Annotated in this window: 24 protein-coding genes and 1 other annotated feature; of the genes, 16 read left to right on the forward strand and 8 right to left on the reverse strand. The window is 36.2% G+C overall.

Annotated elements, in window-relative coordinates:
* The first annotated feature begins 280 nt into the window (after positions 1–280).
* Positions 281–1381 carry a hypothetical protein gene (locus tag IGJ18_RS01170; RefSeq protein WP_438842753.1) on the forward strand — a complete coding sequence of 367 codons (1101 nt, stop codon included), beginning with the start codon at positions 281–283 and terminating at the stop codon, positions 1379–1381.
* A gap of 237 nt (positions 1382–1618) precedes the next feature.
* Here IGJ18_RS01170 and fni read toward each other — a convergent pair whose 3' ends face one another.
* Genes fni through mvk form a run of 4 tightly spaced genes read right to left on the reverse strand, consistent with a single transcriptional unit; the run spans position 1619 to position 5677 of the window.
* Entirely contained in the window at positions 1619–2665 is a 1047-nt protein-coding gene (fni, locus tag IGJ18_RS01175; RefSeq protein ID WP_411244914.1) for a type 2 isopentenyl-diphosphate Delta-isomerase, read from the reverse strand.
* The gene (locus IGJ18_RS01180) at positions 2662–3747 is read right to left on the reverse strand and encodes a phosphomevalonate kinase (RefSeq protein WP_010720289.1); all 1086 of its coding nucleotides are present in this window, start codon (positions 3745–3747) and stop codon (positions 2662–2664) included. The genes fni and IGJ18_RS01180 overlap by 4 nt, the downstream gene beginning before the upstream one ends.
* 12 nt (positions 3748–3759) lie before the next feature.
* A complete protein-coding gene (mvaD, locus tag IGJ18_RS01185; RefSeq protein WP_438842754.1) occupies positions 3760–4737 on the reverse strand; it encodes a diphosphomevalonate decarboxylase in 978 nt (325 codons plus the stop codon).
* A complete protein-coding gene (mvk, locus tag IGJ18_RS01190; RefSeq protein WP_010720287.1) occupies positions 4730–5677 on the reverse strand; it encodes a mevalonate kinase in 948 nt (315 codons plus the stop codon). The genes mvaD and mvk overlap by 8 nt, the downstream gene beginning before the upstream one ends.
* A 314-nt stretch (positions 5678–5991) precedes the next feature.
* On the opposite strand from mvk, the gene IGJ18_RS01195 reads away from it, so the two are divergent.
* The 6 genes from IGJ18_RS01195 to IGJ18_RS01220 all read left to right on the forward strand — a co-directional run bounded on the left by IGJ18_RS01195 (position 5992) and on the right by IGJ18_RS01220 (position 12801).
* Positions 5992–6651: a deoxynucleoside kinase gene (locus IGJ18_RS01195; RefSeq protein ID WP_025480454.1), complete on the forward strand. Its 660-nt coding sequence runs from the start codon at positions 5992–5994 to the stop codon at positions 6649–6651.
* A gap of 226 nt (positions 6652–6877) precedes the next feature.
* Positions 6878–7783, forward strand: coding sequence for a magnesium transporter CorA family protein (locus IGJ18_RS01200; protein ID WP_081128399.1), 906 nt, complete (start codon positions 6878–6880; stop codon positions 7781–7783).
* A 184-nt stretch (positions 7784–7967) separates the two neighbouring features.
* Positions 7968–8093: a sequence feature (ribosomal protein L20 leader region), on the forward strand.
* Positions 8094–8136: 43 nt separating this feature from the next.
* Positions 8137–8661, forward strand: coding sequence for a translation initiation factor IF-3 (gene infC / locus IGJ18_RS01205; protein ID WP_010720284.1), 525 nt, complete (start codon positions 8137–8139; stop codon positions 8659–8661).
* Between the two features lie 71 nt (positions 8662–8732).
* Positions 8733–8933 (forward strand): 50S ribosomal protein L35, encoded by a 201-nt coding sequence (rpmI, locus tag IGJ18_RS01210; RefSeq protein WP_002289309.1) that lies wholly within the window; start codon positions 8733–8735, stop codon positions 8931–8933.
* A gap of 54 nt (positions 8934–8987) precedes the next feature.
* Positions 8988–9347, forward strand: a complete 360-nt coding sequence (rplT, locus tag IGJ18_RS01215) for a 50S ribosomal protein L20 (RefSeq protein ID WP_010720283.1) — start codon at positions 8988–8990, stop codon at positions 9345–9347.
* Positions 9348–10980: 1633 nt separating this feature from the next.
* A complete protein-coding gene (locus tag IGJ18_RS01220; RefSeq protein ID WP_438774532.1) occupies positions 10981–12801 on the forward strand; it encodes a DUF3329 domain-containing protein in 1821 nt (606 codons plus the stop codon).
* Between the two features lie 132 nt (positions 12802–12933).
* Here IGJ18_RS01220 and IGJ18_RS01225 read toward each other — a convergent pair whose 3' ends face one another.
* The 3 genes from IGJ18_RS01225 to IGJ18_RS01235 all read right to left on the reverse strand — a co-directional run bounded on the left by IGJ18_RS01225 (position 12934) and on the right by IGJ18_RS01235 (position 14516).
* A complete protein-coding gene (locus IGJ18_RS01225; protein WP_010720280.1) occupies positions 12934–13101 on the reverse strand; it encodes a hypothetical protein in 168 nt (55 codons plus the stop codon).
* Between the two features lie 132 nt (positions 13102–13233).
* A complete protein-coding gene (locus IGJ18_RS01230) occupies positions 13234–13665 on the reverse strand; it encodes an acyl-CoA thioesterase (protein WP_034699323.1) in 432 nt (143 codons plus the stop codon).
* A 2-nt stretch (positions 13666–13667) separates the two neighbouring features.
* Entirely contained in the window at positions 13668–14516 is an 849-nt protein-coding gene (locus IGJ18_RS01235; RefSeq protein WP_081128241.1) for an NAD(P)H-hydrate dehydratase, read from the reverse strand.
* A gap of 147 nt (positions 14517–14663) precedes the next feature.
* On the opposite strand from IGJ18_RS01235, the gene pepV reads away from it, so the two are divergent.
* The 5 genes from pepV (at position 14664) to IGJ18_RS01260 (ending at position 21578) form a co-directional block, all read left to right on the forward strand.
* Positions 14664–16082 (forward strand): dipeptidase PepV, encoded by a 1419-nt coding sequence (gene pepV, locus IGJ18_RS01240; RefSeq protein ID WP_010736907.1) that lies wholly within the window; start codon positions 14664–14666, stop codon positions 16080–16082.
* 433 nt (positions 16083–16515) lie between these two features.
* On the forward strand, positions 16516–18654 hold the full coding sequence (locus IGJ18_RS01245) for a hypothetical protein (protein WP_438842755.1): 2139 nt from the start codon (positions 16516–16518) through the stop codon (positions 18652–18654).
* Between the two features lie 471 nt (positions 18655–19125).
* On the forward strand, positions 19126–20394 hold the full coding sequence (locus IGJ18_RS01250) for a hypothetical protein (RefSeq protein WP_438842756.1): 1269 nt from the start codon (positions 19126–19128) through the stop codon (positions 20392–20394).
* 389 nt (positions 20395–20783) lie between these two features.
* Positions 20784–20978, forward strand: a complete 195-nt coding sequence (locus IGJ18_RS01255; protein WP_438842757.1) for a hypothetical protein — start codon at positions 20784–20786, stop codon at positions 20976–20978.
* A gap of 72 nt (positions 20979–21050) precedes the next feature.
* On the forward strand, positions 21051–21578 hold the full coding sequence (locus IGJ18_RS01260) for a hypothetical protein (RefSeq protein WP_438842758.1): 528 nt from the start codon (positions 21051–21053) through the stop codon (positions 21576–21578).
* A gap of 458 nt (positions 21579–22036) precedes the next feature.
* On the opposite strand, the gene IGJ18_RS01265 is transcribed toward IGJ18_RS01260, so the two are convergent.
* Positions 22037–22357: a putative heavy metal-binding protein gene (locus tag IGJ18_RS01265; protein ID WP_010720273.1), complete on the reverse strand. Its 321-nt coding sequence runs from the start codon at positions 22355–22357 to the stop codon at positions 22037–22039.
* A 203-nt stretch (positions 22358–22560) separates the two neighbouring features.
* On the opposite strand from IGJ18_RS01265, the gene dhaM reads away from it, so the two are divergent.
* From dhaM to IGJ18_RS01285, 4 genes are all read left to right on the forward strand, one after another.
* The gene (gene dhaM / locus IGJ18_RS01270) at positions 22561–22956 is read left to right on the forward strand and encodes a dihydroxyacetone kinase phosphoryl donor subunit DhaM (RefSeq protein WP_010736909.1); all 396 of its coding nucleotides are present in this window, start codon (positions 22561–22563) and stop codon (positions 22954–22956) included.
* A gap of 1 nt (position 22957) precedes the next feature.
* Positions 22958–23941: a dihydroxyacetone kinase subunit DhaK gene (gene dhaK, locus IGJ18_RS01275; protein WP_010720271.1), complete on the forward strand. Its 984-nt coding sequence runs from the start codon at positions 22958–22960 to the stop codon at positions 23939–23941.
* A gap of 14 nt (positions 23942–23955) precedes the next feature.
* Positions 23956–24558 carry a dihydroxyacetone kinase subunit DhaL gene (gene dhaL / locus IGJ18_RS01280; RefSeq protein ID WP_207426865.1) on the forward strand — a complete coding sequence of 201 codons (603 nt, stop codon included), beginning with the start codon at positions 23956–23958 and terminating at the stop codon, positions 24556–24558.
* A 224-nt stretch (positions 24559–24782) separates the two neighbouring features.
* A complete protein-coding gene (locus IGJ18_RS01285) occupies positions 24783–26054 on the forward strand; it encodes a hypothetical protein (protein WP_438842759.1) in 1272 nt (423 codons plus the stop codon).
* Positions 26055–26144: the final 90 nt, after the last annotated feature.

Raw genomic sequence — 26144 nt, forward strand, 5'->3', positions numbered from 1 at the left:
GCTTCTCAAATTTTTGGTAAATTTCGGCTTATTTCTGAAGATGCTACTTTTGTCTCACCGTTTATTCGTTTTTAGAGATGCCAGAAGAGACTGAGACAACTTTTGTCCCAGTCCCTTTTTTTGTCGGAAAGGGAATCAATCTCGTTAGAACTAGCGTAGGAATTTCTTTTGTTAGAAAAAAACGATTAATTCGCTTTTTTAGAAAAAGTAGTTTTATCAAGACTAGTAAACCGTGTTACTTTAGATAAGTAAAAATGAAAAAAGAAAGGAAGTTGTTAGGATGACAAAACTAGTATTTGAGAAAACAAAAAATCAAGATAATACGGGAAAAGAACAATTGATGTCAACCGTTGATTCATTAGAAGTCAAATTGCGGGAAAACTTAGAACCACTTGAAAACATACACAAATATACTGAGCTATACATAGAGTTGAAACATGAACTAAAGAGAGAAATTGAAGAACGGGCTAAGAAAAGAGAGGATTGGTATAAGAAAAAGCATTCTCAAATTAAAAAAAAGGAAGACTGTGAGCAGGAACTTCAAAACGCAGTGAAAGCAAAAAAAAATGCATTATATAAAAGCACCAAGCGAGTACATGGTGAAACGATCAAGAGCAAAAAAAAAGAGCTTAACGAAATAGCAAAAGAAATCAAAAATTGCAAGTCTGAGATAAAAAAACTGACGAAGGAAATGCAGTATTTAACTGGTAGGAGAGGTGAAAAATGGATCGATCATTCTTTATTAAAGTACGTGGTGAACACTAAAGTTGTCGCAGATGAAAAAAATACACCGGAGGATGACAAACTAAAAGAGGAAGCAGCAACCGAAAAAAATATAGCAGCAAAAGAAAAAGTAACAACAAAAGAACTAAAACTGGTTACTAAAGAATTGACTGAAAAACAACGAAAGCAACAATTAAAAAATAATCTCCACAATCTTAAGGAGCTAGATCAAACGTTAAAAAAATTAGGGAATGTAAAGAATCCTTGTTTTAATCAAAATAAAATAGACTATTATGTCATAATACGTTTATATCTTAAAAGATCTATGCAGCTAGAAAAAATTATACGATTCAGGATTAACCCTGGCGGAAAAACGCTCAATTTATTTAGTGCTGGTAAAGTGGATAAAAAGCGAAAAAAAATAGAACGAGATCTTCAGATGAGTCGGAGAGATATTTATAGTTATCTACTAACCAATCCAGATAACTTTAAGCGTGAAACAGCAGTTCAGGAAAAACAGCAGGGGAAAAAACAATTGACTGATCTAATAAGTAAAGAACAAGGGAAAGTATGTGAAACGAGTAATCCTGAGATAGGGAAGGGGATGGGTATAATAAAACCTAGCGCTCCGCCATTGATGCCAGGAATGGAATTATAGCCGTTTGTCAAAGATACATAGGTTTTATTTTTGTTTATCAGATGAAAAAGAGTTGGTATCCTATTATTTATCGCATGAAAACTAGAACAAACGTATGAGGCGATTGGTGAAGGATAAAATAGAGTCAACGCCATAAGAAAATCTCATTCTAAGAAAACTTTGTATTTTTGTAGACAAAAAAGGTCGTCATTCATCTTTTCGATGAGTGGACAACCTTTTTGAGTTGAATCGATTTGTTTATTTCTTTCGTGTGCCATATTTGGTCAGAGGGATTCCTCGGGCTTCGCACCAATCTTTAGTAGTTCCAGATAAAATCAAGGGTTGGTGATGAAGTTCTTGGATAGTTTTAGCTCCTACCATGGTCAATAGCCGTTGAAGTTCTGCTTGCCATTGTTGGACTAGTTGGATCGTTTCTGCCACGCCGTGTGTCATGAGATGCGTTAAGATCGTTCCAGAAACGCCTACTGCATTGGCACCAAGACAAAGTGCTTTGAAGAGGTCGAAGGCATTGCGAATACCACCAGAAGCAAGAATCTCTACTTGATGTTGGGCTTCGTTTGCCTCTAGCAGAGAAGTAACCGTTGATTGTCCCCAATCGACTAAATAATCTAACTCTCTTTTTTTGCGACGAGCATTTTCGATTTGAGTGAAGCTGGTTCCGCTTCGGCCACTGATATCGATTGTCTGAACCCCCAACTCGGCTAGTTCATCGATCGTTTCTCTAGTCATACCAAAACCGACTTCTTTCACGATCAAAGGAACCGAAATGCCTTCGCTGATTTCTTTGATCAATTCTTTCCAATTGGAAAAATCACGATCCCCTTCAGGCATCACCAATTCTTGTGGTGCATTGAGATGAAGTTGTAAAGCATCGGCTTGAAATAGTTCAATCGCCTCTTTTGCTCGTGTTAAAGAGGTGCCGGCTCCTACGTTGGCAAGGATCTTTCCTTCTGGATAAACGTCACGCATGATCGTGTAAGAGTCGCTTAAAGCAGGATCTTTTAAAGCTGCACTGACTGAACCCGTGGCAATCATTAAATTTGTTTCTTTTGCGATCATCGCTAAATCATGGTTGATTTTTTTAGTTTTTTCACTTCCACCAGTCATAGCATTGATATATAAAGGATAGTCTAAAGTTAAGCCAGCAACAGTCGTATGTAGATCAATCTCTGACATGGAAACTTCAGGTAAGGGGTTATGAACGATTCGAACCGTATCAAATTCATTTTTTTGTTTACTATGAAAAGCTTTAGCTAATGAGACATGTTCATCTTTTCGATTCATCCTTTTTCCTTTCGTTGGTTACTATAGACGTGTAATGGCAAGGGTGTAATTTCTGCTAATTCCCAAGCGCTCATCAAAGGCAAGATACCGGATTTTTGATCCACGATTACGATACCACAATCGCCACCACCTGCTCCAGATGATTTTGCTGCGCCCTCGTATTCTTCTGCTAAGCTACATAATTTATTTAAAGCAGGGGTTTCGATCAATACGCCCGTAATTGACGATAGCTCATGGAGTAGTTGTCGGTTTTTCCTGATCATGGCTTGGATCAAATCAATGTTATTTTCTTTGAATCCTTTAATCATTTCATGAACGCATAAGGTACTATCTTGTAAAAATTTTTGATAGGCTACCATTTTTTCCTTACGTGAGCGATGGACTTGATCGACTAAATCAGAAGTTGATGCAGGACTGCCAGTCCAACCAATCAGTAAACGCAGATCTTTCGGTGTCGGAAGAGACTCAATGGATAAACCAGGCCAATCCATTTCGATGAGTTCAACGATCGTATGTTGTTTTTCTTGTTCTTGGAGCCACTGGTGATCAAAGGTTGAAAAAGCAATCCAACCACCATAACAACTAGCTGCAATATCTCCACAAGAGCCATTATCTTGAACCGTTAAATTTGCTAGTGCAGCAATTTTGAAAATTTCAATCTGTGTAAGATTTAACGCATAAAACATATTCAATGCCTTGACTGTTGCGACAGTTACGGCGCCACTTGAGCCTAGACCGTATTTGCGTCCGTTAGAACTATCCAATTCACTTGTCACTTTTAGGTCATAAAAAGAAAGTAAAATATTTTTTTCTCGTGCGTATTTTTCAGTCAAACGAATGGCAGCAAGGATATAATGAAATGGATTTTCACGAATATCCAAGACAAGTTCACCATCACGCCGAGTCCAACGAATCGGCATGCCACTATATTGCTCAGATTGGATGCTGCCGACTTTTCGTGCGGTTTCAACGGTTACAGTAACAAACTGATCAATGGCTACGATGATAGCCGGATGTCCGGTTTCAACAACTGCGTATTCTCCAGCAATATAAAGTTTTCCTGGTGCAGATACTTCAATCATAAAAATCTCCCTTTATTCAATAATCGTCATTCCTGGACCTGCAAAAGCCGAAATGACTTGTTGGCTACTAAATAAGTCACTAAATGCTGTTTTGACCTTATCTAGATGGTCTTTTTGAACTAGCACTTTCACATTTGGGCCAGCATCCATAGTAAAGTAACAAGGAATCCCTTGGTTTCTTAAATCCCGCACCGCTTGCATGGCTTTTAAACTATCAGGAGACCAGTAGGTAAATGGCGGACGTGCAGCTAATGTCGTTCCATGCATTTTTAACCCATTTTGTTCCATAGTTTCACCTAGAAGTTGAAAGTTCTTAGTTTTGATTGCTTGTTTTAGTTGATAAAGATCGGCTTCGACAGAATCTAACCATCCTTGATAAAAACTTGAAGTTTCAACCGTTCGGCGCATACCATCACGACTTGAGACATCCTTTTTTTGTTCATTCAACAATAGAAAGACCATCGCTAAGTGATCTTCAAAACCGTCTGAGAAAATTGGATGAGCATACGAACTTTGATCATCGTGTCCTTTTTCCCATTCAACAAATCCACCAAAAATACTCCGACAAGCGGAACCTGATCCTCTACGAGCCAGTCTTGATAAAGCTTGATCATCTAATCCTAATTTCAATGCCTCGTTGCATGCTCCGGCTAAAGCCGCTAAGCCGCTGGCAGAAGAAGCTAAACCCGCAGCAGTCGGAACGAAATTCTGGCTGATCACTTTTGCTTTTTTCGTGGTACCCGCTTTTTCTCTCACAATATCCAAAAAAGTACTGATTTTTTTGGTTGCTTTTTCATCTTGCAATTGATTATCTAAATAAAATTGGTCTTCTGTGTAAGCTTCTGAAAAGCTGACTTCAGTTTCCGTATAAAATGCATCTAATGTGAGTGATAAGCTGTTATTCATCGGGAGAATTAATGATTCATTTTTTTTACCCCAGTACTTGATAAGGGCGATATTCGTATATGCTCGTGCTTTGCCTTTAAACATAGGTATGTACTCCTAATCCTTGAATCCAAGTTGCAGCTGCTCCCGCTTGTAAGAGGGCTTCGCTGATTTCTTGGGCTTTTGTTTTTGTTTGAGCTAGCGCAATCATGCAGCCACCCCGACCACCACCAGTTAGTTTTGCTCCCAAAGCGCCTGAATCTCTAGCGGTTTCGATCAATACATCAAGAAAATCGTTGCTGATCGTTAAATTTTTTAAAATTAGTTGGGCTTCATTCATCGCTTGGGCTAAATGCTCGGGGTTATTTTTAACAATGGCTTTTTTGGCTTGCCTTGTTAAGTATCCTAGTTGTTGGATTTTTTGTCCAACTTTCTGCTGATCTTTTTCAAATAAATGAGCAACGTCTTTGACCACTGCTCGCGTCTGACCTTTGATTCCGGTATCAGCGACAATCAAAAAAGCGTCGATATTTAAAGAGAAATAATCAAACGGGTGTCCTTTCACAAAGTAGATTGGTTCTAAACTGCTTGTTGCCGCAGCATCGATACCACTAGGATTACCATGGGCAATTTTTTCTGAAATTTGGACATTTGTCAAGAGCTGTTCGCGAGAAAGTGGTTGTTCGAGATAATCGTAAAAGGCACGAGTAACTGCCGTAGCTACTGCAGCGCTTGAGCCCATTCCACGTTCGGCAGGGATAGTGCTGTGAATAGTTAACTCTAATGATTGCTCAATTTGCAGTTCCTTTTTTAAGTTGAATACTAACTGCTTGATGTTTTTTAACGAATGTGGGGCATCACGCAGTATTCCTGTATAGTAGGAAGAAACAAGCTGATCTCCTGACGAAGTGATGTGTTCATTCAAGGAAGCAACTACTTTTGCTGCCTGAAAAGGAAAAGCGATTGCCGGTTCGCCGTAGACAACTGCATGTTCGCCCATCAGAATAATTTTACCATTTGATTCCCCTTGGCCATAATTTGCCATAATCTAACTCCTTCTTTTATTCCCATAACTTTTTTGAGCAAAAAATAAAGCGCCTTGGATCCTTTGCGCTAACGAACAGATTGTATAACATAGAAGTTCAAAAAACAATTCATCTTTATTTTACTAAAACCTTCCCAGAAGTAAAATAAAGAATACGTTTTCTGTTGAAAAACCTCTTTTTTCTTAAGATTTTATTGAATTTTATGAATGGAAATATCCTGTTATTCCTAATTGACACCACCAGATATTGGGGGTATATTTAAAAAGAATTGGAAAAAGACACAACATTTAGTGATAAAGTGAGTTGGAGGTTAATGAGTGTGATTGTTTTAGCAGGTACCATTGGCGCTGGAAAATCAAGTTTAACAGAAATGATGGCTGAACACTTTGGAAGTCGAGCTTTTTATGAGTCAATCGAGGATAATGAGGTATTGCCTTTATTTTATGCCAATCCTGAGCAGTATGCGTTTTTGTTACAAATCTATTTTTTGAATAAACGTTTTGAAAGTATCAAGCAGGCAATGAAAGAAGACAACAATGTTTTAGATCGTTCGATCTATGAAGATTCTTTGCTTTTTCATTTGAATGCTGATTTGGGTCGGGCAACTGAAACAGAAGTTCGAGTATATGACGAGCTATTAGCAAATATGATGGAAGAGTTGCCGTATGCCGCACATAAAAAACATCCGGATTTATTGGTTCATATTCGTGTTTCATTTGATACGATGCTTGAACGGATCGAAAAAAGAGGACGATCATATGAACAACTTTCCTTCGATCCAAGCTTATATGATTATTACAAAGAATTGAATCGTCGCTATGATCAATGGTATGACGAGTACAATGAAAGTCCCAAAATCCAAATTGATGGCGATCGATTCAATTTTGTGGAAGATCCCCAAGCAAAAGTAGAAGTGCTGAACATGATTGAAGAAAAGTTAGCAGAAATTCGTCAAGAAGTCTTTGTTTCTTGAGTCCAATAAAAAATGATAGTATAAAGAAGACAAGATCTAACTTCGATAGCTAAGCCGAAGAAATTGAAAATAGGAGAGCTATTTTCGCTTTTCATCGGCTTATTCTGTTTTTTGAGAGCGAGACAGCGGTCGGAATGGCTAACTATCTATAAATTCGCCAAGAATACTTGGAAGAGTAGCCATGAGACACTCAATGAATCTATCAGTGCAGGAAGAAGGGGAAGGTATGAGAGAAAAACGTTTTTTTAATTTTGATCAAAATTTTTGGATGAACGTACCTAGAGATGATGTGATGGGAATCAAAAATCTTAAGGAAGAGTATGGCATTAGTGATGAGATGCTTACCTATTCTTTAGACAAAAATGAACGTGCTCGTGTGGAATATGATACTCTTGATGATATTTTACTTTTAGTCACCAATGTCCCTCATCAACAAAAAATAGAAAACCACTATGAAACAAGTCCAGTAGCATTTATTCTAAAAGAAAATGGTCTATTTACATTTACGACTCAAAATACAGAATATGTGATTCGCCTGATTCGTTCAATCTTAGATCGGGATTCCGAGATAAATGTATACAGTTTACTTTTTCGTACGCTCTTTCTGATTTCAGATTCCTTCTTCCCGTTGATCGAAGAAGTGAATAGTGAACGACAACGCTTAAACCAAAAGTTGCGAGAAAAAACTACGAACCGCAATTTACTAGCTTTATCTGACCTCGAAGTTGGTTTAGTTTATCTAGTGACTGGTACAAAACAAAATGTCGTATTATTAGAACAAATCAAAGCATTAGCGATTTATCGAAAGCTCACTGAAAAAGAGAAGGAACAATTGGATGATGCATTGATTGAAGCAAAACAGGCAGTGGAAATGACCAATTTGGCCTCCCAGATCCTTGATCAACTTTCGGGAACGTATAATAATTTGTTGAACAACAACTTAAATGACACGATGAAATTTTTGACAGTCTGGTCATTGATTCTGACCGTTCCTACCATTGTGACAGGCTTTTTCGGTATGAATCTACAATTGCCTTTTACACATTCTGTCTTTGGTTGGGGGATCGCCTTATTCATCAGTCTGATATTGTCAGTTTGGATGCTGATCGCATTGTGGCGTAGGATTCGGTAGTTTCTAGGAAGACGGTCATCAAAAAAGTTGAGTGTCTGATGAAGGGTGTGTTTCGATAGCTAAAAGTTTTTTTATTTAGACAAGGATACAACTAAAGTAATTAACTGATTGGGGAATGTTTTGAGAGTCTCTAGTGAAAAAGATTGACAAAGAAATATAGTTTTGCTATACTATTGAAGTTGAGAAATAAAAGCAGAAGCACCCGCTTCTCGCCTTAGTTGATTCAGTCACTGGGCTAGATAGTTTTCATCTATTGAATTAGGTGAAGTACGTGCGGGTTCTGGAAGAGAACTCGTTTTTTTATTGCCGAATATTCGGTACGCTTTTCTTTCTCTCATAATATTTGGAGGTGAATGACCATAGCAAAGGATATGATGGTTAACGACGGCATTCGTGCACGTGAGTTACGATTGATCGGTTCAGATGGTGAGCAATTAGGAGTTAAGACAAAAGCAGAAGCATTGAAAATTGCAGAACAAGCAAATTTAGATCTTGTGTTAGTTGCCCCAAGTGCGAAGCCACCAGTTGCGCGAATCATGGACTACGGAAAATACCGTTTCGAGCAACAAAAGAAAGACCGCGAGGCGCGTAAAAAACAAAAAGTGATCAATGTTAAAGAAGTTCGTTTAAGTCCAACAATTGACGTGAATGACTTCAATACAAAACTTCGTAATGCACGTAAGTTCTTAGAGAAGGGCGATAAAGTGAAAGCTTCTATCCGCTTCAAAGGCCGTGCCATTACCCACAAAGAAATTGGTCAAAAAGTCTTGGATCGCTTAGCTGAAGAAACTGCTGATATTGCGACAGTTGAGCAAAAAGCGAAAATGGACGGACGCAGCATGTTCTTGACGCTGGCACCGAAAAACGACAGTAAGTAATTTGAATGACTCACTGACTGTTGGACAGTCGATAGTCGGATAACGAAAGATTTTGAGGAGGAAATATAGTCATGCCAAAACAAAAAACACACCGCGGATCAGCAAAACGTTTCAAACGTACTGGTAAAGGCGGATTAAAACGTTTCCGCGCGTTTACAAGTCACCGTTTCCACGGTAAAACTAAAAAACAACGCCGTCAATTGCGTAAAGCAAGCATGGTTTCTAGTGGCGACTTCAAACGTATTCGCCAACAACTAGCAAAAATGAAATAAAAAAAACAAAAAGATCGAAATTTGAAGATTTATTTTTATTAGGAGGAATTAAACATGGCACGTGTTAAAGGTGGAACAGTCACTCGTAAACGTCGTAAAAGAATGCTAAAATTAGCAAAAGGTTACTACGGTTCAAAACACACTTTATTTAAAACAGCAAAAGAACAAGTAATGAATTCATACAACTACGCATATCGCGATCGTCGTCAAAAGAAACGCGACTTCCGTAAATTGTGGATTGCTCGTATCAACGCAGCAGCACGTATGAATGGCTTGAGCTACTCAAAATTGATGCACGGCTTGAAATTAGCTGAAATCGACATCAACCGTAAAATGTTAGCCGACTTAGCTGTCCACGATGCAGCAGCATTTACTGCATTAGCTGACCAAGCTAAAGATGCTTTAGCTAAATAAAGGGTATTCAATACCCACAAGCCCACTTTAATTAGTGGGTTTTTTTGTTATTTAAAATTTAATCTAAACTCATAAACTCCATTAGCTTATCAGCGGTTTGTTCACTGTACTTATCATTTAAATGCGTGTATCCATTTAGTGTAGTTTTCACATTAGAATGAAATATTCCTGTACTTTTTTTAGATTTCTTTCTGATAACTAAAGTAGGCTTACATACGTATGCCTAAAACTATGAATAGTAATGAATGTTAGGTCTTTACTAGTCTTCTTTTTATACTCGGTTCTAATTTTCTTACTAGTTATAGGACTAGTGCCTACATAGTAATCAAACATGTAATTGATTGTGTTATCTGCTTTTTGTATTGTTTAATTTATATCATAAAAGATCTCCTTTTTATGGCATAGGATAAAGAGTTCTGACTAAACCGTAGATTGGTAATTTATTCACATTTAAGTATAGAAATAAATGCGCTTTTATGATGGATTTTATAGAAACCTTTGTTTGTTTTATTCTTTCTAAAGAGATAGTTAATATGGGGAAAATTATTAATTAATAGAAGAAGTCAAGGTTTATAAGTGGCTTGACAAAAAAGAATTTAGAAAATACAATTAATTTGTAAATAAGAATTAACCGTATACAAATAATACTATTTTTCGGTGCATCAATTTAATTTTGATGGGACCCTTACACGAATGAAGTGTAAAAGATTTTTTATCCCTTGTGCTTTTAGCATAAGGGATTTATTTATGTTCTAAAAATTTGTGCGCTATGAAAAATGATGTGGGTGAAGAGAAATCTTAGAATAATTTGAACAGAAAGAAGAAAAGATTCTTTCACGATTTCTTGTTCTAGAAGGTGTTTATACATAGGCAAATTGAAATAAACCTTAATGTTTCAAAAAATGAGAAAGTATTTCGAAAAGTATTTTCTTATTTTCCTCGGAGTCCAAAACTCCCCTCAGTCGCTTCGGGTGTCTCTAAAAACGAATAAACGGCGTTTAAAAAGCAACTCCTCAACAATAATCGATGGTTTTCTAAAATATGAGGAGCTATTTTAAAAAATCCTCTCTTATTTGCTCGGAGCTGAACGCTTCTTTCACAGCCTCTTGCTAAACGGTGTTCAAACATCAGCTCCTTGAAATAAGCCTGAATTTTTCAAAACATGAGAAGCTGTTTCAAAAAATTCTTTCTTATTGTCATCAGAGCTACCCGATGTTTTCACGACCTCTGATTCACGGCGTTCAAGAAGCAACTCCTCAACAATAAGCGATGATTTTCTAAAATATGAGGAGCTATTTTAAAAAATCCTCTCTTATTCGCTCGGAGCTGAACGCTTCTTTCACGACCTCTTGCTATTACGATAATCTTGCTTATGCTGTCTTTTTTCGAATAACGAACAGGTCAGGTGCTTGGTCTTTATCTCCCTTTTTCAGGGGCGGAGAATAGGGTTAGTCCTTTGATTATTCGTACATAACACGCATTCATGATTACTGATGGTTTTTTCCTTATTTGATCTATGTGGCAGTCGAATACAAAAGTAAGAATGTAAGTTGAATCAAAAAATGCTATAATTTTCTTTGTGAATCACAGGAACCCTTTTTATAGCAAAATTTAAGAAGAAAGTAGGAGCGAAGTGAAACAAATAAAAGAGACTATCCGCAATAATAAAAAAATTTTAGTTCTTATTTCTGCCTATGTTATCATGGTTGTTTTAAATTTTTTGACACCGTTAATTGCGGATGATATTGAGTATATGTATAAAACAAGTAGTTTTTCATCTATTTTACATGATGAATACACACAATATATGACCTGGACGGGAAGATCCGTTGTCCATATCATTGCACGTTTGTTTTTGTTGATGCCTAAAACAGTATTTAATTTGGTCAATCCACTGATCTATGTTTTATTGACATTATTGATTTATAAAATGACCACAAAAGATAATACTACGTTTTATTCCTTCAAATATTTTTTAATTAATGTATTTTTATGGTTATTTGTCCCAGCTTTCGGTCAAACAATTTTATGGGAAACTGGTGCTGCTAACTATTTATGGGGAGGTATCATCGTTGTCAGTTTCCTATTTCTTTACCACCGCTATTATGAGAAAGAGCAAGAATTGTCTTTTAATCCTATAGTAAATAGCATATTGCTACTCATTTTAGGAATCTTAGCTGGCTGGTGTAATGAAAACACTTCTGGTGGGATGATCTTGATTGTTCTTGGCTACCTCTATTTTTATTATCAAAAGAAAAAGCCTTTACGACCATGGATGTTCACAGGATTGTTAGGAGCAATTTTTGGCTTATTCATGATGGTAACAGCCCCTGGAAATGCTGTTCGAGCTACTTATTTTGCTCGTAGCCAGTGGTCTTTACCTCGGAAATTGTATTCGGGCGTTTTTTCAATCACAAAAACGCTATATGAAAATAGTTTAGCTCTTTTTGTGTTGATGGCGATTCTGATCGTGTTGGGAATTTTCTTTAGTAAACACAAAGAATGGTTGAGACTATCCTATATCTATCTCTTTGCAGGGATAGCCACGATCTATGTATTATCTCTTTCACCAGCTGGACTTGATTGGGGAAGATCATTTTTTGGTGGTGTTTTATTTATCATTATGGCGATGGCGTTTGAATGGCCAGATAAAGTGTTGAAATCTACCCAGGGAGCGTTTTATGGGGTGATTAGTGGCGTATTGATTACCCAATTTCTATTTACTTTTGCTTTAGGAGTCAATGACATAGCACTTTCTTATAGAGAGATCAATCAACAATACCATTACGTCAGAGAGCAAAAAAAACAAGGGAATTTGAATCCGGTGATTGCCAACTTTACGATTTATAATCAAACTGGTCATACTGCTTACTCGGGAGGACTATCCCACGTAAAAACGGATATAACGAAACAAGTCAATCGAGCGAATGCAAAATATTTTGGTTTAGAGTCCATTCATTCAGTACCAAAAGAGGCTTGGGAAACAATCTATCAACAGGGAGATCCAAAATGGATGAGTATTTGGAATGCTAACGCCTATTTTGAAGCATTAAGTCAAACTGATCATTTGATTGTGATGGCAGGTGCAGGAGACAAGACACAAATGAACCAACAGTTAGCTGAAGAGATCCGTAAGCTGTTCCCTGAGTTTAAAAATGGGGATTCAGAAAGTTCTTGGAATTTTTCGGGTATCCGTCTGTTAGGAAAAAATCCTGAATTTTCACAGACAAAGAACTATAATTCTGTTAGCCAAGAAATCAATGGGAAAGAGATCTCAGTATCTTCAAGTTTTACACCGTATGCTGACCAACAGTTTGCTGCGATAAAAGTGGGTGATATAAATGTTGCAAGAAATAAAGCGGGCATAAATATTGCTGTTTTGTCAAAAGAAGGAAAAATAGTAGATGCTGTTAATATTCAATTAACTGGTGACAAACTAACCCTCTCAAGATAGAAGAGAGAAAATAGTAAGAAAAACGAGCCTACCAAAAGGATCACTCTTTTTGGTAAGCTCGTTTTTTAAAGAAATTTTTTGGACAAGCAAAAACCTCAACCATGTTGACTAACTAATGATTGAGGTTTTATTTCAATCAGGGCGTACTTCGTGCAGTTGTTTGACACGCCCTCCGATCGATTTAGCAAAAGCTTCTGATGCTTTTTTTTCTTTGAAAATCAATAAGTTATCTGGATTTTTTTCTCTTGTGCGGCAGCCTGTTTTATCAATGTAACCGTGCAATACTTTCACAACATACATGATGATCACCTGCTTTTTATTTTATTATACGGATGAATCAAGCCAACACAAGAAAAAAGGCAGCTTTTTTGATTTTTTTTAAGAAAATCCGTAATGGAAATCCTAAAAAATACAAGAGGTAAATACTATTCTTCAGCTATCCAACTGTGCATACTCGTGGAATAAGCGATCTAATGCAGGATTTACCCGTTCAAGTTTGGTTAACTTCTGATTGTCAGCGAGTAAAAAACAATGTTTGCTAGAGCCAGTTGTTCGTAATTTTCCGTCATCTAAACCGTAGATTTCATAACTAAAATTTAATCTTGTTCCACTATATTGTTCGATTTTAGGCAAAATACGAACAGTTTCACCATAACGAATCATTTCTTTGTACTGGCAAGTGACTTCTAAAACAGGGATGATCACCCCTAGTTTTTCAATTTTTGTATAGCTGAAACCTAAATGATCCAATAAAGCAACACGAGATTCTTCCATCCAACGGATATAGTTGCTGTGGTGGATGATCCCCATTTGATCGGTTTCATAGTAAAACGGCTCACGCGTGTATCCAGTAAATTTTTCCATCATTAGAACTCCTTGTTTCCATCTTTTTTCTGACTAAAATAGTGCATCCATTGAGGGATTGCTTGACTGATTTGTGTCGGTAAAACAACATATTGTTTTTTTGCCAGTTGATCCCCAATAAAACTATGCAGGTAGACAGCTGCTGCGATTGTTTCATCGTTTTTAGGGAATTGTGCCAAGAATCCAGTGATCATACCAGCTAATGTATCACCAGTACCTCCAGTGGCCATTGCGGCAGAGCCAGTAGTATTTTGATAACATTCTTGTTGCCCGTAGATCGTGGTTCGATGACTTTTTAAAACAATCGTTGCGCCTAATTTGGCTTGCTGCTTGCGGTTGTTCTCAGGTGTTTGTTCCTCGATCTTAAGTGAGCTTACTCTTTGCCATTCCATTTGATGAGGAGTCATGACGGTTTGCTCGGGAAAATGGAGGGTTAGATTTTCTTTAGCGAATAATGTTAATGCTGAACCGTCCATCACTAACCACTGATGGCTTTTTTGATGTGCTAAAGTGAATGCTAATAATTCTAAACTCAATGAGGAGTCCCCTAATCCTGGACCAATCAATAGAACGTCTGCCGTGTCCATCACTGCTAACAGTTGTTCTTTTTCTTGCCAGTCGATGCACATTGCTTCAGGTAAATGGGTGTGAAGCGGTGCTTGATTCCGCTGGTCTGTAGCAACAGTCGTTAATCCTGCGCCACTGTGTACAGCCGCTAGTGCACTCATGATGATCGCACCACCAAATTGATGGTTACCGCCAATCAAGACAGTACGACCGAATGTTCCTTTATGTGACTTTTCTGGGCGTGGTTGAATTACTTTTTGTAATAAATCGCTATCTATTAACAATTTCTCCGCCTCCTTTCTTGTATTATAACTGAGTATTTTTAAATAAAATACCGTTTGGCTAAGGAACCACAAATTTTTTTGCACGTTTTTTTGGCAGGATTTATGGTATGATGGACAGGTAGACTTAATGAGTGGAGGATTGATTTTATGACAATCGATTGGCAAAAAGAAGTAGAAGCACGTAAAGAAGAACTACTTGAAGATTTAAAAAATCTTTTACGTGTGAACAGTGAACGGGATGATTCAAAAGTAACTCCTGATGCACCTTTTGGACCTGGACCTCGAGATGCGCTAAAACATATGTTGGCTTATGGCGAACGTGATGGGTTTGTCGTAAAAAATGTTGATAACTATGCAGGACATATTGATCTTGGTGAAGGTGATGAAACTTTAGGTATTTTTGGTCATATGGACGTAGTACCAGCAGGGGATGGTTGGGACACAGATCCTTATGAACCAGTAATCAAAGATGGAAAAATCTTTGCTCGTGGTTCTAGTGATGATAAAGGACCAAGCATGGCTGCTTACTATGCCATGAAGATCATCAAAGATCTTGACTTGGAATTATCCAAAAAAGTTCGTTTTGTAGTTGGTAGCGATGAAGAAAGTGGTTGGGCAGACATGGCTTACTACTTTGAACATGAAGAAGAACCTGACTTTGGATTTTCTCCAGATGCAGAATTTCCAATCATCAATGGTGAAAAAGGAAATGTTTCTTTCGCACTACGTTTCCAAGGAGATAACGCAGGAGATTATGTCTTGAAGACATTTACTTCAGGGTTACGTGAAAACATGGTGCCTGGAACAGCAACAGCGACTCTTGAAGTACCAAGTGCGGAAGCTGCGATCCAAATGGAAGAAGCTTTTTATCGTTTTGTTGAAGCAAACCCAGTAAGTGGTTCGATCGAAGCGGATAATACCTATGTGAAAATCGAATTGATCGGAAAGGGCGCACATGGTGCAAGTCCTCAATCAGGGATCAATGCCGGTTCATTCTTAGCATTATTCTTAGACGATTATGAATTTATCGGTTCTGCTAAACAATTCATCCATGTAGCAGCAGCCTATGTCCATGAAGATTTTTATGGAGAAAAATTAGGGGTTGCCCATGAAGACGAAAAAATGGGTAAATTGACCATGAACGCTGGATTGTTTGCCTTTAAAGAAAATGGGTCAGAAGAAGATAACTATATCAACATGAACTTCCGTTTTCCAAAAGGGGTTACCGTTGATGGCTTAGAAAATGACATTGCAACAACGATGAAAGCAGAAGGAGCAACAGTTACTCGTGGCGCACGTGTCATGGAACCTCACTATGTACCAATGGAAGATCCATTGGTAGCAACTTTATTGCAAGTTTATGAAGACCATACAGGCGAAAAAGGCTATGAACAAATCATTGGCGGCGGAACCTATGGCCGACTATTGAAACGTGGTGTAGCTTACGGCGCAATGTTCCCAGGCTATACAGATACAATGCACCAAGCCAACGAATTTATGAGTCTGGATGATCTTTTCAGAGCAACTGCCATTTATGCAGATGCCATCTACCGTTTGGCGAAGTAAAAGTGAATGAAACTCATGCTGATTCATCGGCTATCCTTGTTCTAAAAGATAGTTTTTGAAAAGGATCGTTGGAAAAGTGAATGAAAAAGATGTTCTAACATGATATGGATGTGATTTTTTGCTTGATGAGGCGAAAAATCACATCCTTTTTACTTGCTAAATAATATTCTAAATATTCAACATCGAAGATTGTTCCAAAAAAACAAATGAATGATATTTTTTATGAAGGAAAAAATAATATTTGTAGTTAATGATGAGGAGATAAAGATAAAAAACAGTTATTGGTTCAGCGATTCTCATCAATAAAGAAAGTCGCTAGGAATAAATATCATTAGCATAGAACAAAAAATCTGTTATTTAGAAATTTTTGGCTAAAAAAACTCTACATTTGTGTTACATTCAGATTATTAATCAAATAAGAGAAGGGGATCTAATGACAGAAATAGCAGAAGGTAGAGGATTTACAAAAGCAGTGATTGATAAGCAAAAAAAAATAGTAGAGAACGCCTATAAAACAATGGATAGTCACGCTACCTATCCTCACGGAGAAAATTATAAAAACGCAGCTCGTATTCATGAAAAAGAAGAGGAAAAGTTAGCAATGATGCTAAGACACCCAATTAAAGCAACAGATAAGGAATATAGTCGTGAAGAATTGAAGGCGCAAAAAAAATTAAAAGCACAGCTCTTCTCAATTTATGACGCTTATTCAACCCATCCTCATAATGATAAAGCAAGAAAAGTAGAGAATGACTACTTAAAAGCAAAGTGGGATTTACATATTATGAAAGAAACAAATAGAGAAATTCAAGATAAAAGAGAACGTGCAAAAATAAAACATTCTCCTAATAATGAAGAAGCGAGGATACCAGAAAGGAAGCAAGAAACTCAATCAATAGTCCAAGAAGGTAGTTTAGCAGTAGATGAAGAACGAGAATTTTTTAAACAAAAAGATTCTTCTCTTTATGAGACAGTAGAAACTGAAGTTATCGACAAATTAAGCCCGTTAGAAAGTAAAAAGGAAGAAGCACATACAAAGTTATCTAAACTAGACGAAGAAACTAAAAATATCTTAAATAGTATAAGAGAACGTGATGAAGCCAAAAAAAATTTTTTGGATAGCTATGTTGAAAAGTTATCTCTACAATCAGATGCTGAACAAATAGAATCGAAAATTAAAGCGATTGATCAGTCGTTCTTTAGAAAAATCATTAATTTTTTTACTAAGGAACAGGCCGAATTACGAACAGAGTTAGATACAAAAAAAGCTACAATTAATACTATGAATTCTAAAATAGAAGAAGCACAAACAGTTTACACAAGAAATGAGAATATCCTTAATGAAGTTTTCTCTAGTAATGAAATATTTGAGGGGTGGAAAGAAAAGTGTGCAAACATAGGAGCCACTTTGAATGATTTAAATCAGAATTATGAAATAGTAAAGGAAAATATACCAAAAGAGGTAAATAGGGAAGCTTTAACGAAAAAAATAGAAAATTTACAGAAGAATTTAGAAGAAGTTAAAGGTACTGTGGGAGGTATAACACAAAATCTGCAAAAAATAGACGAATACCGTAAGCAAGAACAAAGTAAAGATCAACAAGGATTTATTCGTCTGATAAGCAAAGCGATAGATCAAACAGTAATCGAAACAGTAAATCAAACAAATGAAAGAAGGGAACAAAATGCTAAAAGCAAACATTTGAATGAAAGAGAAAATATCTTTACCAATCAACTTTCGGCTGAATTGGGAAATAAAAATGTACGTATTGAAGAATTAAATGCACCTGGTTTGTATCAATATTTAGTCCATAAAAGCACCGAATTAGATATGAAAGTTCAAAATATCTTTTCCAGTGACTTTAAACAATTATATGACTTAACGATACAAGAGCGTGATAAGGCAAGTCATTCTGTGAAAAAAATTATCCAAGAAATTGCGAAGATACATAAGGATTGGGAAAAATCAACGAAAAAAATGATTAATAGCGATCAGCCGAGAGTAAAACGATTTCTTAGTCGATTTACTAAAAAACATATAAAAGCTAGAGAAAAGTACACTGCCAAAAAAAGTGTCTTATCGACAACTTTTGAGAATAAAATAAAGGAACTCATTGAGCGAAAAAGGATTGAAACAGAAAAGAATGAGCAGGCTGAGAGAATTTTTATCAAGGCGAGAAAGGAAGTTGATCATGTTAACAATGGATTGGCAGATTTAAAAAGCCAGTTGAAACAGCTGAAAAATAAATATCCAACAGGAGAAGAACATCCAAAGATTAATAATGAACTAGCTGCTCAAATAAAGAAAAGTTTAAAATTTATTAAGGAGCAACAACCAAAGATAAAAGAACAATTGGGTTTTTGGGTGATGCTAGAACTTAAAGATAAGGAACCTTCAAAAAAAGTGGATCAGTTACCGAAAAAATCTGTTGATTATCAAAAGTATAGAATATTGGTAACGAATGCTTGGAATAAGGAGTTGTTAAAAAATAACAAAAATCGCAACCGGCAATCTCAACAAGTACATAACCAAACGAATCAATCAATTGGCAGAGAAGTACATACATTATAGAGAATAAAATTTTGTACTCTCTAATATGTGGCGGTATCTTGCTTGATGTTTTACTAAGATATGATATACGTATCAAGTGATACAAGAGATTACTGAAGAAAAAAGTGGTCTGTTATTGAAGGAGCATCTTTTGAATCTGTAATTAAGAAAAATATAGGATTGGCATTAAAATCAAGAATGGAAAAGCAAAAATTGCTTTTGATCTTCTTGATTTTTTTGTTTGCTTTCGGAGGTGAAGTCAACGATTGGTAAATGCTGACGAGTAAGTACAGATAGAGGATCCTAAATGCTACTTGTTTCGAAAAATGTTAGTTTGATCTCTCAGAATTTTTAATGGTGCGATGAAGTGTCTTTTTATTCTAGAAGAATGAAACTTTTTTAAAAATTTCCAAACAAAGAAATTATTAAAAAATAAAGTTTTTATTGTCATGTTACGCTTAATTTATCAATATACGAAGGAGTGAAATAAGAATGGGAAGGCCAGTTTTTCAGGAAGGAATAACTCAGCAATCAGCTGCAGAAGTAGACGCAGAAGCTGAAAAGAAAAAAGCGATGGATAAAGCTATAAAAGAAATTGACTTACAACAAGAAAAAGTTGATGGTGCATGGCAGATATTGGATCATATGGAAACATATCAACCTTTTTCAGATGAGTTTAAGGTTGCGAAGAGTATCCATGTAGCTGCAGAAAATAAACACGCTGAAATGGTGGATGAATTTTTAAAAGAATATAAAGTGATGCCTTCCAAACCAAAGAAACAGGAAATAAAACAGGAAACAAAACCAAAAAGTGAAATTGACGATAGTAAGCGAGATCCAGAACCTGAGGAGTTTGGTCCTAACGCACGGAAGCAAAAGGAGGAAATAGATCAACAAATCAAGGAATCAGAGACTAGAGTAAAAAATATTATAAAAGACTTGTTTCCAAATAGGGATGTTATTAAGGAACTAAAAGAAATAAAAAAAGAAACAGAAGAAGACATAAAAGAAGAAATCGAAGAAGAAGTAGAAGAAGAAATCGAAGAAATAAAAGAAATAAAAGAAGGAATAAAAAAAGAAATAAAAAAAGAAAGAAAGAATCAGCTTAGTAAATTGAAGACATCTTCCTTAGAACCCGTAAATAACAATCTAGTAGATAGCTTAAGTAGTAAAGTTGGTGAGAAACCGTCATTCTTCAAACGCTTGCTTAATTTTTTTACTGGAAAAAAAGAGCAACCAAGGAACCCCATACAGCAAACAACCTTGAAAACTAAGTATTGGGAGGCAGAATTTAAGAAACGCTTTGAGGCAAAACTTGAGGAACGCTTTCAGGAAAAACTTGGGGAACGTTTTCCAGAAGAACTTAAGGCACGCTTTCCGAAAGATCTTAAGGAACGTTTTAAGACAATAGGATCTACAGATGAAATTGCAAAACAAGTAAAAAAAGGCTTAGAAAAAGAAATAAAAATGTTCAAAAAAGAGTTAGATAAAGTAGAAAAGGAAAAAGTAAAAGCAGTTAAACCTTATGCAATGAAAGTATATGCTGAAATCATTAGGAAGGTGACAACGCTAAAGGATGGAATAGAACCACTACAACTTGAAGCCCGAAAACTAATTAACGACAACTCGAAGAAACCTCAAAAAATCCGTAAAAAGATTAATCAAGCACAACAAAAAGCTACTATATACTTGGATCAACCGGACTCACTAAACATGCAAAATGGTCAGAAGCTTAATAGTAAAAAACATTCAAGGGCATAGTAACTTAGCAAGGCATCGTCAAAAATTCTCAAACAAAAAAATTATTAGTAAATAACATGAATAAACTCCTGATACTCTTGTATTACATATGTTAGTACGAAAAACAGAGGAGTGAAATGAAATATGGAAAGTCACGATAAAAAAAGTTACTCAAGTACCATCAACCGCACGGTACAGCGATCAGGAGTTAGAAACTCTAAAGGGAAATTTTAAAGAAGCAAAAAAAGTTTACAGATGAGAAAACTATACCGAATCAAAAAGCTTTTGAAGGTTCACAAAAACAATACAATAATGCATTAGAGAACAATAAAAGAATTAAAGAAAAAGTTTCTAAAGACATAAAAAAAGTAAACAATATAAAATCAGCATAGCAAAAAACTCTGGAGAGAATGGCTGTAGCATCAGAACAACTCGATAATCCTCTAATTGATGATTTAGATAAAAAGGTAAATAATTTTGAATCCCAATTTAAAGATAAGATTAGCCAAATAGAACAAAAGCTATCGCCTGTTCAAAAAGGCGATCAACAAATAGCTGAAATAGGTGAGGTAGATACATCTATTGGGGAGGTAAATACGAGATAAAAAAAACTATATACGGATCTCGTTACTAAGAACCAAGCCGTCACTGATTTCAACAATCCTTTTGTACGGAAGTTGTTTAACATCTTTACAGGAGAAAAAACTAAATTAACACAAGATGTAAAAACAGTTACTGAGGATATTAAAAATACGAATAATCAACTGATTGAAGATATTAATCAGAAGGGTAACTTAGAAAAAATGGTCACTGGGAATTTAGATAAGAATATAGCTGTCTGTGATCAGGTGAAAAGTGAAATTAACGTTCCTAAAGCGAAACTTAGTGAACTGTCAGCAGAGTATGACGTTGTTGAAGATAAGACAAAGGGACTACGAGATGTTAGTAAACACAGAAGAGAACAACTTGAAAAAATTAGTGGGAAATTAAACGTCATGGAGCAAAAGGTTGAGGACTTAGAAAGAAATGTACAAGGTTGGAAAGGAAAACATGAAAAATTTAAAGAAAAGCTTCTAGTGAGAAAGCAAGAGATAAACCAATTAAAAGAGAATGCTCAACAGCGGGTAGAAAAGCTCAACAACCGAGGTGATAAACAAGATCAAATGCAAAATAGCAATAAAACGAATCGAACTTCAAGAGGATAATCGGATGGTGAAATGCCAGCAATCATAGATAGTAAAGCAGAAAATAATCCATTGATGAAAAGAGCAACGTACATAAATAATTAGATAGCAGTATCTTACTTGGATAATCAATTAAATTTAGGAAAAAAGAGCATAGGTGTTCCCTAAAATTTAACGTTTTTACGTATATTTTTTAGGAAACACCTTATTTTATATCAATCTGTTTTTTGAATCGGTGTATTGATAGAACAGGTTCGGTATATTTTTTAAGTGAGAGTTCTATCTCAGTCTCTTCTAGTATCTCTAAAAACGAATAAACGGTGTTCAAAGAGCTGACCTTCGGCGATAAGTCAAAAAATCTCAAAACATGAGGAGCTGTTTCGAGATTTTCATCCTTAATGCTCCTGCGATTACTCGTCGCAGTTTTTACTTGGTGAGCGCTCAGGTCAAGACACTCTTTTCACAATCTCATGTCTGAACTAGTTTATTGTCACCGCTGTCCCACTACAGGTGACCATTAGCATTCCGTTATCGCTCCCCAATACTTCATAATCCATTTTCATCCCAATGACTGCATCTGCACCTAATGATCGAGCACGCTCTTGCATTTCTGCTAAGGCCTCTTCACGTGCAGCAAGCAATTCATCCTCGTAGCTTTTTGAACGTCCGCCAAAAACATTGCGAAATCCTGCCCCGATATCTTTTAATACGTTGATTCCAGTAATGACTTCACCAAAAACAATGCCTTTATATGCTGTTACTTCTTTATTTTCCACGTTGTTTGTTGTTGTAATGATCATTCGATCACTCCTTTCTTTAAAAATAGTATATCAAAATTTATTTCTTAAGTCGCAATTGGAATTAGCTAGTCAATTACAGCGCATCATTTCCAAAAAATGGACATTCTATTATATACTGGAACTATGCAAAAGAATGTAGTTGATGATCAAAAGAATGAAAGCGCAAACTTGGCGTGACCACAAAAGGAAGAAGGAGAAATGGCATGAAAAAAAGTATCTTACTTGTCTCCCATAGTCAACAGTTAACGGATGGACTCAAAGAAATGATTGAACAGATGCAACAATCAGAAGATGTGTTACTTTTTTCCTTAGGAGGGGTAGAGGGAAGAATTGGTTCTGATCCGATGAAAATCATCGATGCGATCAACCAATCAGCTGATTCCGCCATGTATTTTGTGTTTGCGGATATCGGGAGTGCGGTTTTGAACGCTGAAATGGCCAAGGAAATGTTGGATGAAGACCAACAAAAGAAATACTACCTTGTGGATGCGCCACTTGTTGAAGGGGCTTTTGCTGGAGCGATCACAGCAGGTATCACGGATGATCCTCAACAAATACTAACGGAAGCACAGAATGCGGGAAAGAAAGGGTGGACGTGAAATGAAAAAAATCATGAATAATCCTAGTACGATCGTAGAAGAAATGTTGTCTGGTTTAGTGATAAGTTATCCAGAAATGATTCACCAAGTAGCTGATTCTCGAGTAGTAGCAAAAAATGATCAAGTAGAACAAGTTGGCTTGGTTTCTGGGGGAGGAAGTGGTCATGAACCAGCGCATGCAGGTTTTGTTGGTGCTGGGATGTTGAGTGCTGCAGTTTTAGGAGATGTTTTTACTTCGCCGACACCTGATCAGATTCAGATAGCTATCAAAGAAGCGGATCAAGGAAAAGGCGTTTTATTGATCATCAAGAATTATACAGGAGATGTACTCAATTTTGACATGGCTAAAGAAATGGCGGCTATGGAAGGGATTGAAGTAGAAAGTGTTGTAGTGGATGATGACATTGCGGTGGAAAATAGCACATATACTGCTGGCAAACGTGGAGTAGCTGGAACAGTTCTTGTGCATAAAATCTTAGGGGATGCCGCTAGGAAAGGTGCATCCTTGCAAGAATTGAAGGAACTAGGAGATAGACTAGTTCCAGCGATCAAGACGATTGGTGTGGCATTGCGTGCGGCCACGGTTCCTGAAGTAGGAAAGCCAGGATTTGAATTAGCCGAAGATGAGATCGAATACGGAGTAGGGATCCATGGCGAGCCTGGTTATCGTAGAGAAAAGTTGCAACCTGCTAAAGTATTAGCTGAAGAATTAGTAACAAAAATTTTAGCTGACTACCCAGAGAAACCAAAAGAAGTTGGAGTGCTAGTTAATGGGATGGGTGGTACGCCATTGATGGAACTCTTTGTTTTTATGAATGATGTCCAATCATTACTCGATCAAGAAGCAGTCAAAGTGACATTTCATAAAGTCGGTGATTTTATGACTTCTTTAGACATGCAAGGATTATCTCTGACGATGATTGACCTAACAACTAAGAAATGGCAGGAAGCATTGGAAAGTGAAGTTCACACAATTTCGTGGTAGAAGGTGGGAGAATAATGGAACTAACGGTCAAAGAAATTCAAGCGTGGTTAACGGATTTTACAGAGAAAATCGATGAAAATAAAAGTTATCTGAGTGAGCTCGACACGCCAATCGGTGATGGCGATCATGGCAATAATATGGGGCGAGGGATGACGGCTTATAAAGAAGCGTTTCAAAAAGAACAACCGAAAACGATCAGTGACACGTTCAAGGTTCTTTCGATGGCAATGATCTCAAAAGTTGGAGGTGCTTCTGGACCATTATATGGTTCTGCCTTTATGAATATGATGAAGGCTACAAAAGACATTGATGTGATTACATCACAAGAACAATTAGGGAAAATCATTGAAGAAGGAAAAAATGGGATTCAAGCTAGGGGGAAAGCAGAAGCAGAAGAGAAAACGATGCTAGATGTCTGGTTACCTGTTACTGAAGCCTTGAAGAATAATCGATTAACAGAAGAAGTGATTGAAGAAGCGAAGGAACATACAAAAGATTTAGTAGCCAAAAAAGGACGTGCCTCTTATCTAGGGGAAAGAGCCATTGGCCATATCGATCCCGGAGCAGCTTCTAGTGCTATTTTCTTTGAAACTTTATTAACTAATATAGAATCATAAATAACAAAATATTTATATAGCTGACTTTTTGACCAGTAAAAATGGGAACAAAAGTCAGTTTTTTTCTATTCCAGAACACTTATGAGAATATGCTTTCAAATCAAAAAAACAAAGGATAAACAATTTTAAAACAAAAATTTCCAAACTGAGAAAATGTCGGAAAAATAACAGTTGTCGCGCGTGTTATTCTTAACACACTAAAGTAATAAAGGAGATAAGCAGATATGGGGGATTTAAATAACAAAAATAAAAATGTGACAGTATCTAGTTTAGAAATGGAACAGGAAGATAAATTTAAGAAATATAAAAAGGAATGTATAGCAGCGTATGTCACTAACGACCAAGCTAAAATTGCGTCAATTGAACAAAACAAACAAAACCTGTTGAAAAAACACGAAAAATCAGATCTACGTCTAATGAGCGAATATTCTTTTGGTTCATATAAGGAATCATTAGTTGTTCCTAAAAAAGAAGTACAAAAGTGTCTTGAACTAAATAAAGACATGAGTTCAGTAATTAGTATGCAAAATAAGTTAGAGCGTGATGAAGACGACATGAAAATAAAAATTCAGTCGTTGGAAGAAGAGATAGGCGTAGAATTGACTAGCTACACTAGTGAAAAAAACAACATGGATAACAAATTGAATCGGTTAAATGCAATACCAGTACTAATCAAGGAGAAGACTGATGAAATCGATAAGATCAAAGCTTCACCGTTTAGAAGATTTTTAAGTTATTTTACAGGTGAAATAGGAGCATTGGAAAAAGAGAAGCGTTCATTGGAAAATGAACAAAAGCTTATAAAAGGTAAACTGGAGTCTGATCTATCATCACTTTATGGGAAAGGCTATAGTTTGAGTGGGGAGGTTGATAGTAAAAAGATAAAGAAGAAATGGATAAATAAAATAACGAAAGAATATTCTGATTTGAATATGAATGAACAATTTAGTATGGTGAAGAAAGGTTTTATAGATTTAAATAATAAAGTATCAGCCAGTCTATTTCCGTACGTGGCACCGCTATTAGGCGAACTTGCTCGCTCAATTTATACGACCGAAAAAAATTTCTTAGAGACACAGCAGAGATTTGAAAATATCAAGAATCATCGCCCACAAGTACTAAATGCGGAGTTACATGAATATCAGAATAAAGTACAAGCTGAAATGGAAAGAAATGATGAGCAAGAAACAAATGAAGTGCATGAAACAATAAAAATAAATGGTGAACAAAAAACAAATGAAGTGCATGAAACAATAAAAATAAATGGTGAACAAAAAACAAATGAAGTGCATGAAACAATAAAAATAAATGGTGAACAAAAAACAAATGAAGTGCATGAAACAATAAAAATAAATGATGTGCAAAAAACAAATGGTCCACGTGAATTATATACTCTGATAGAAGGAGTTACGCAGCCACAAAGCCAACCAGGGAAACAACAAAGCCAACCAGAGAAACAACAAAGATCAACGCCTGAACACGATTCACGTAATTAGTAATATGTTTGGAAAGTTTCGTTTGTCCAAATGCGTTTCGTCTAAGTTTAGGCACAACGCATTCGTTTTCGAAATATCTCGATTATTAAA

Origin of the sequence: Enterococcus sp. AZ078 (assembly GCF_051714985.1) — a bacterium.
GTDB classification, from domain to species: Bacteria; Bacillota; Bacilli; order Lactobacillales; family Enterococcaceae; genus Enterococcus_B; species Enterococcus_B hirae.

Coding starts and splice junctions, on each gene's coding strand:
- IGJ18_RS01170 (WP_438842753.1), top strand. CDS start 281: ATGACAAAACTAGTATTTGAGAAAACAAAAAATCAAGATAATACGGGA.
- fni (WP_411244914.1), bottom strand. CDS start 2,665: ATGAATCGAAAAGATGAACATGTCTCATTAGCTAAAGCTTTTCATAGT.
- IGJ18_RS01180 (WP_010720289.1), bottom strand. CDS start 3,747: ATGATTGAAGTATCTGCACCAGGAAAACTTTATATTGCTGGAGAATAC.
- mvaD (WP_438842754.1), bottom strand. CDS start 4,737: ATGTTTAAAGGCAAAGCACGAGCATATACGAATATCGCCCTTATCAAG.
- mvk (WP_010720287.1), bottom strand. CDS start 5,677: ATGGCAAATTATGGCCAAGGGGAATCAAATGGTAAAATTATTCTGATG.
- IGJ18_RS01195 (WP_025480454.1), top strand. CDS start 5,992: ATGAGTGTGATTGTTTTAGCAGGTACCATTGGCGCTGGAAAATCAAGT.
- IGJ18_RS01200 (WP_081128399.1), top strand. CDS start 6,878: ATGAGAGAAAAACGTTTTTTTAATTTTGATCAAAATTTTTGGATGAAC.
- infC (WP_010720284.1), top strand. CDS start 8,137: ATGACCATAGCAAAGGATATGATGGTTAACGACGGCATTCGTGCACGT.
- rpmI (WP_002289309.1), top strand. CDS start 8,733: ATGCCAAAACAAAAAACACACCGCGGATCAGCAAAACGTTTCAAACGT.
- rplT (WP_010720283.1), top strand. CDS start 8,988: ATGGCACGTGTTAAAGGTGGAACAGTCACTCGTAAACGTCGTAAAAGA.
- IGJ18_RS01225 (WP_010720280.1), bottom strand. CDS start 13,101: ATGTATGTTGTGAAAGTATTGCACGGTTACATTGATAAAACAGGCTGC.
- IGJ18_RS01230 (WP_034699323.1), bottom strand. CDS start 13,665: ATGGAAAAATTTACTGGATACACGCGTGAGCCGTTTTACTATGAAACC.
- pepV (WP_010736907.1), top strand. CDS start 14,664: ATGACAATCGATTGGCAAAAAGAAGTAGAAGCACGTAAAGAAGAACTA.
- IGJ18_RS01245 (WP_438842755.1), top strand. CDS start 16,516: ATGACAGAAATAGCAGAAGGTAGAGGATTTACAAAAGCAGTGATTGAT.
- IGJ18_RS01250 (WP_438842756.1), top strand. CDS start 19,126: ATGGGAAGGCCAGTTTTTCAGGAAGGAATAACTCAGCAATCAGCTGCA.
- IGJ18_RS01255 (WP_438842757.1), top strand. CDS start 20,784: ATGGCTGTAGCATCAGAACAACTCGATAATCCTCTAATTGATGATTTA.
- IGJ18_RS01265 (WP_010720273.1), bottom strand. CDS start 22,357: ATGATCATTACAACAACAAACAACGTGGAAAATAAAGAAGTAACAGCA.
- dhaM (WP_010736909.1), top strand. CDS start 22,561: ATGAAAAAAAGTATCTTACTTGTCTCCCATAGTCAACAGTTAACGGAT.
- dhaK (WP_010720271.1), top strand. CDS start 22,958: ATGAAAAAAATCATGAATAATCCTAGTACGATCGTAGAAGAAATGTTG.
- dhaL (WP_207426865.1), top strand. CDS start 23,956: ATGGAACTAACGGTCAAAGAAATTCAAGCGTGGTTAACGGATTTTACA.
- IGJ18_RS01285 (WP_438842759.1), top strand. CDS start 24,783: ATGGGGGATTTAAATAACAAAAATAAAAATGTGACAGTATCTAGTTTA.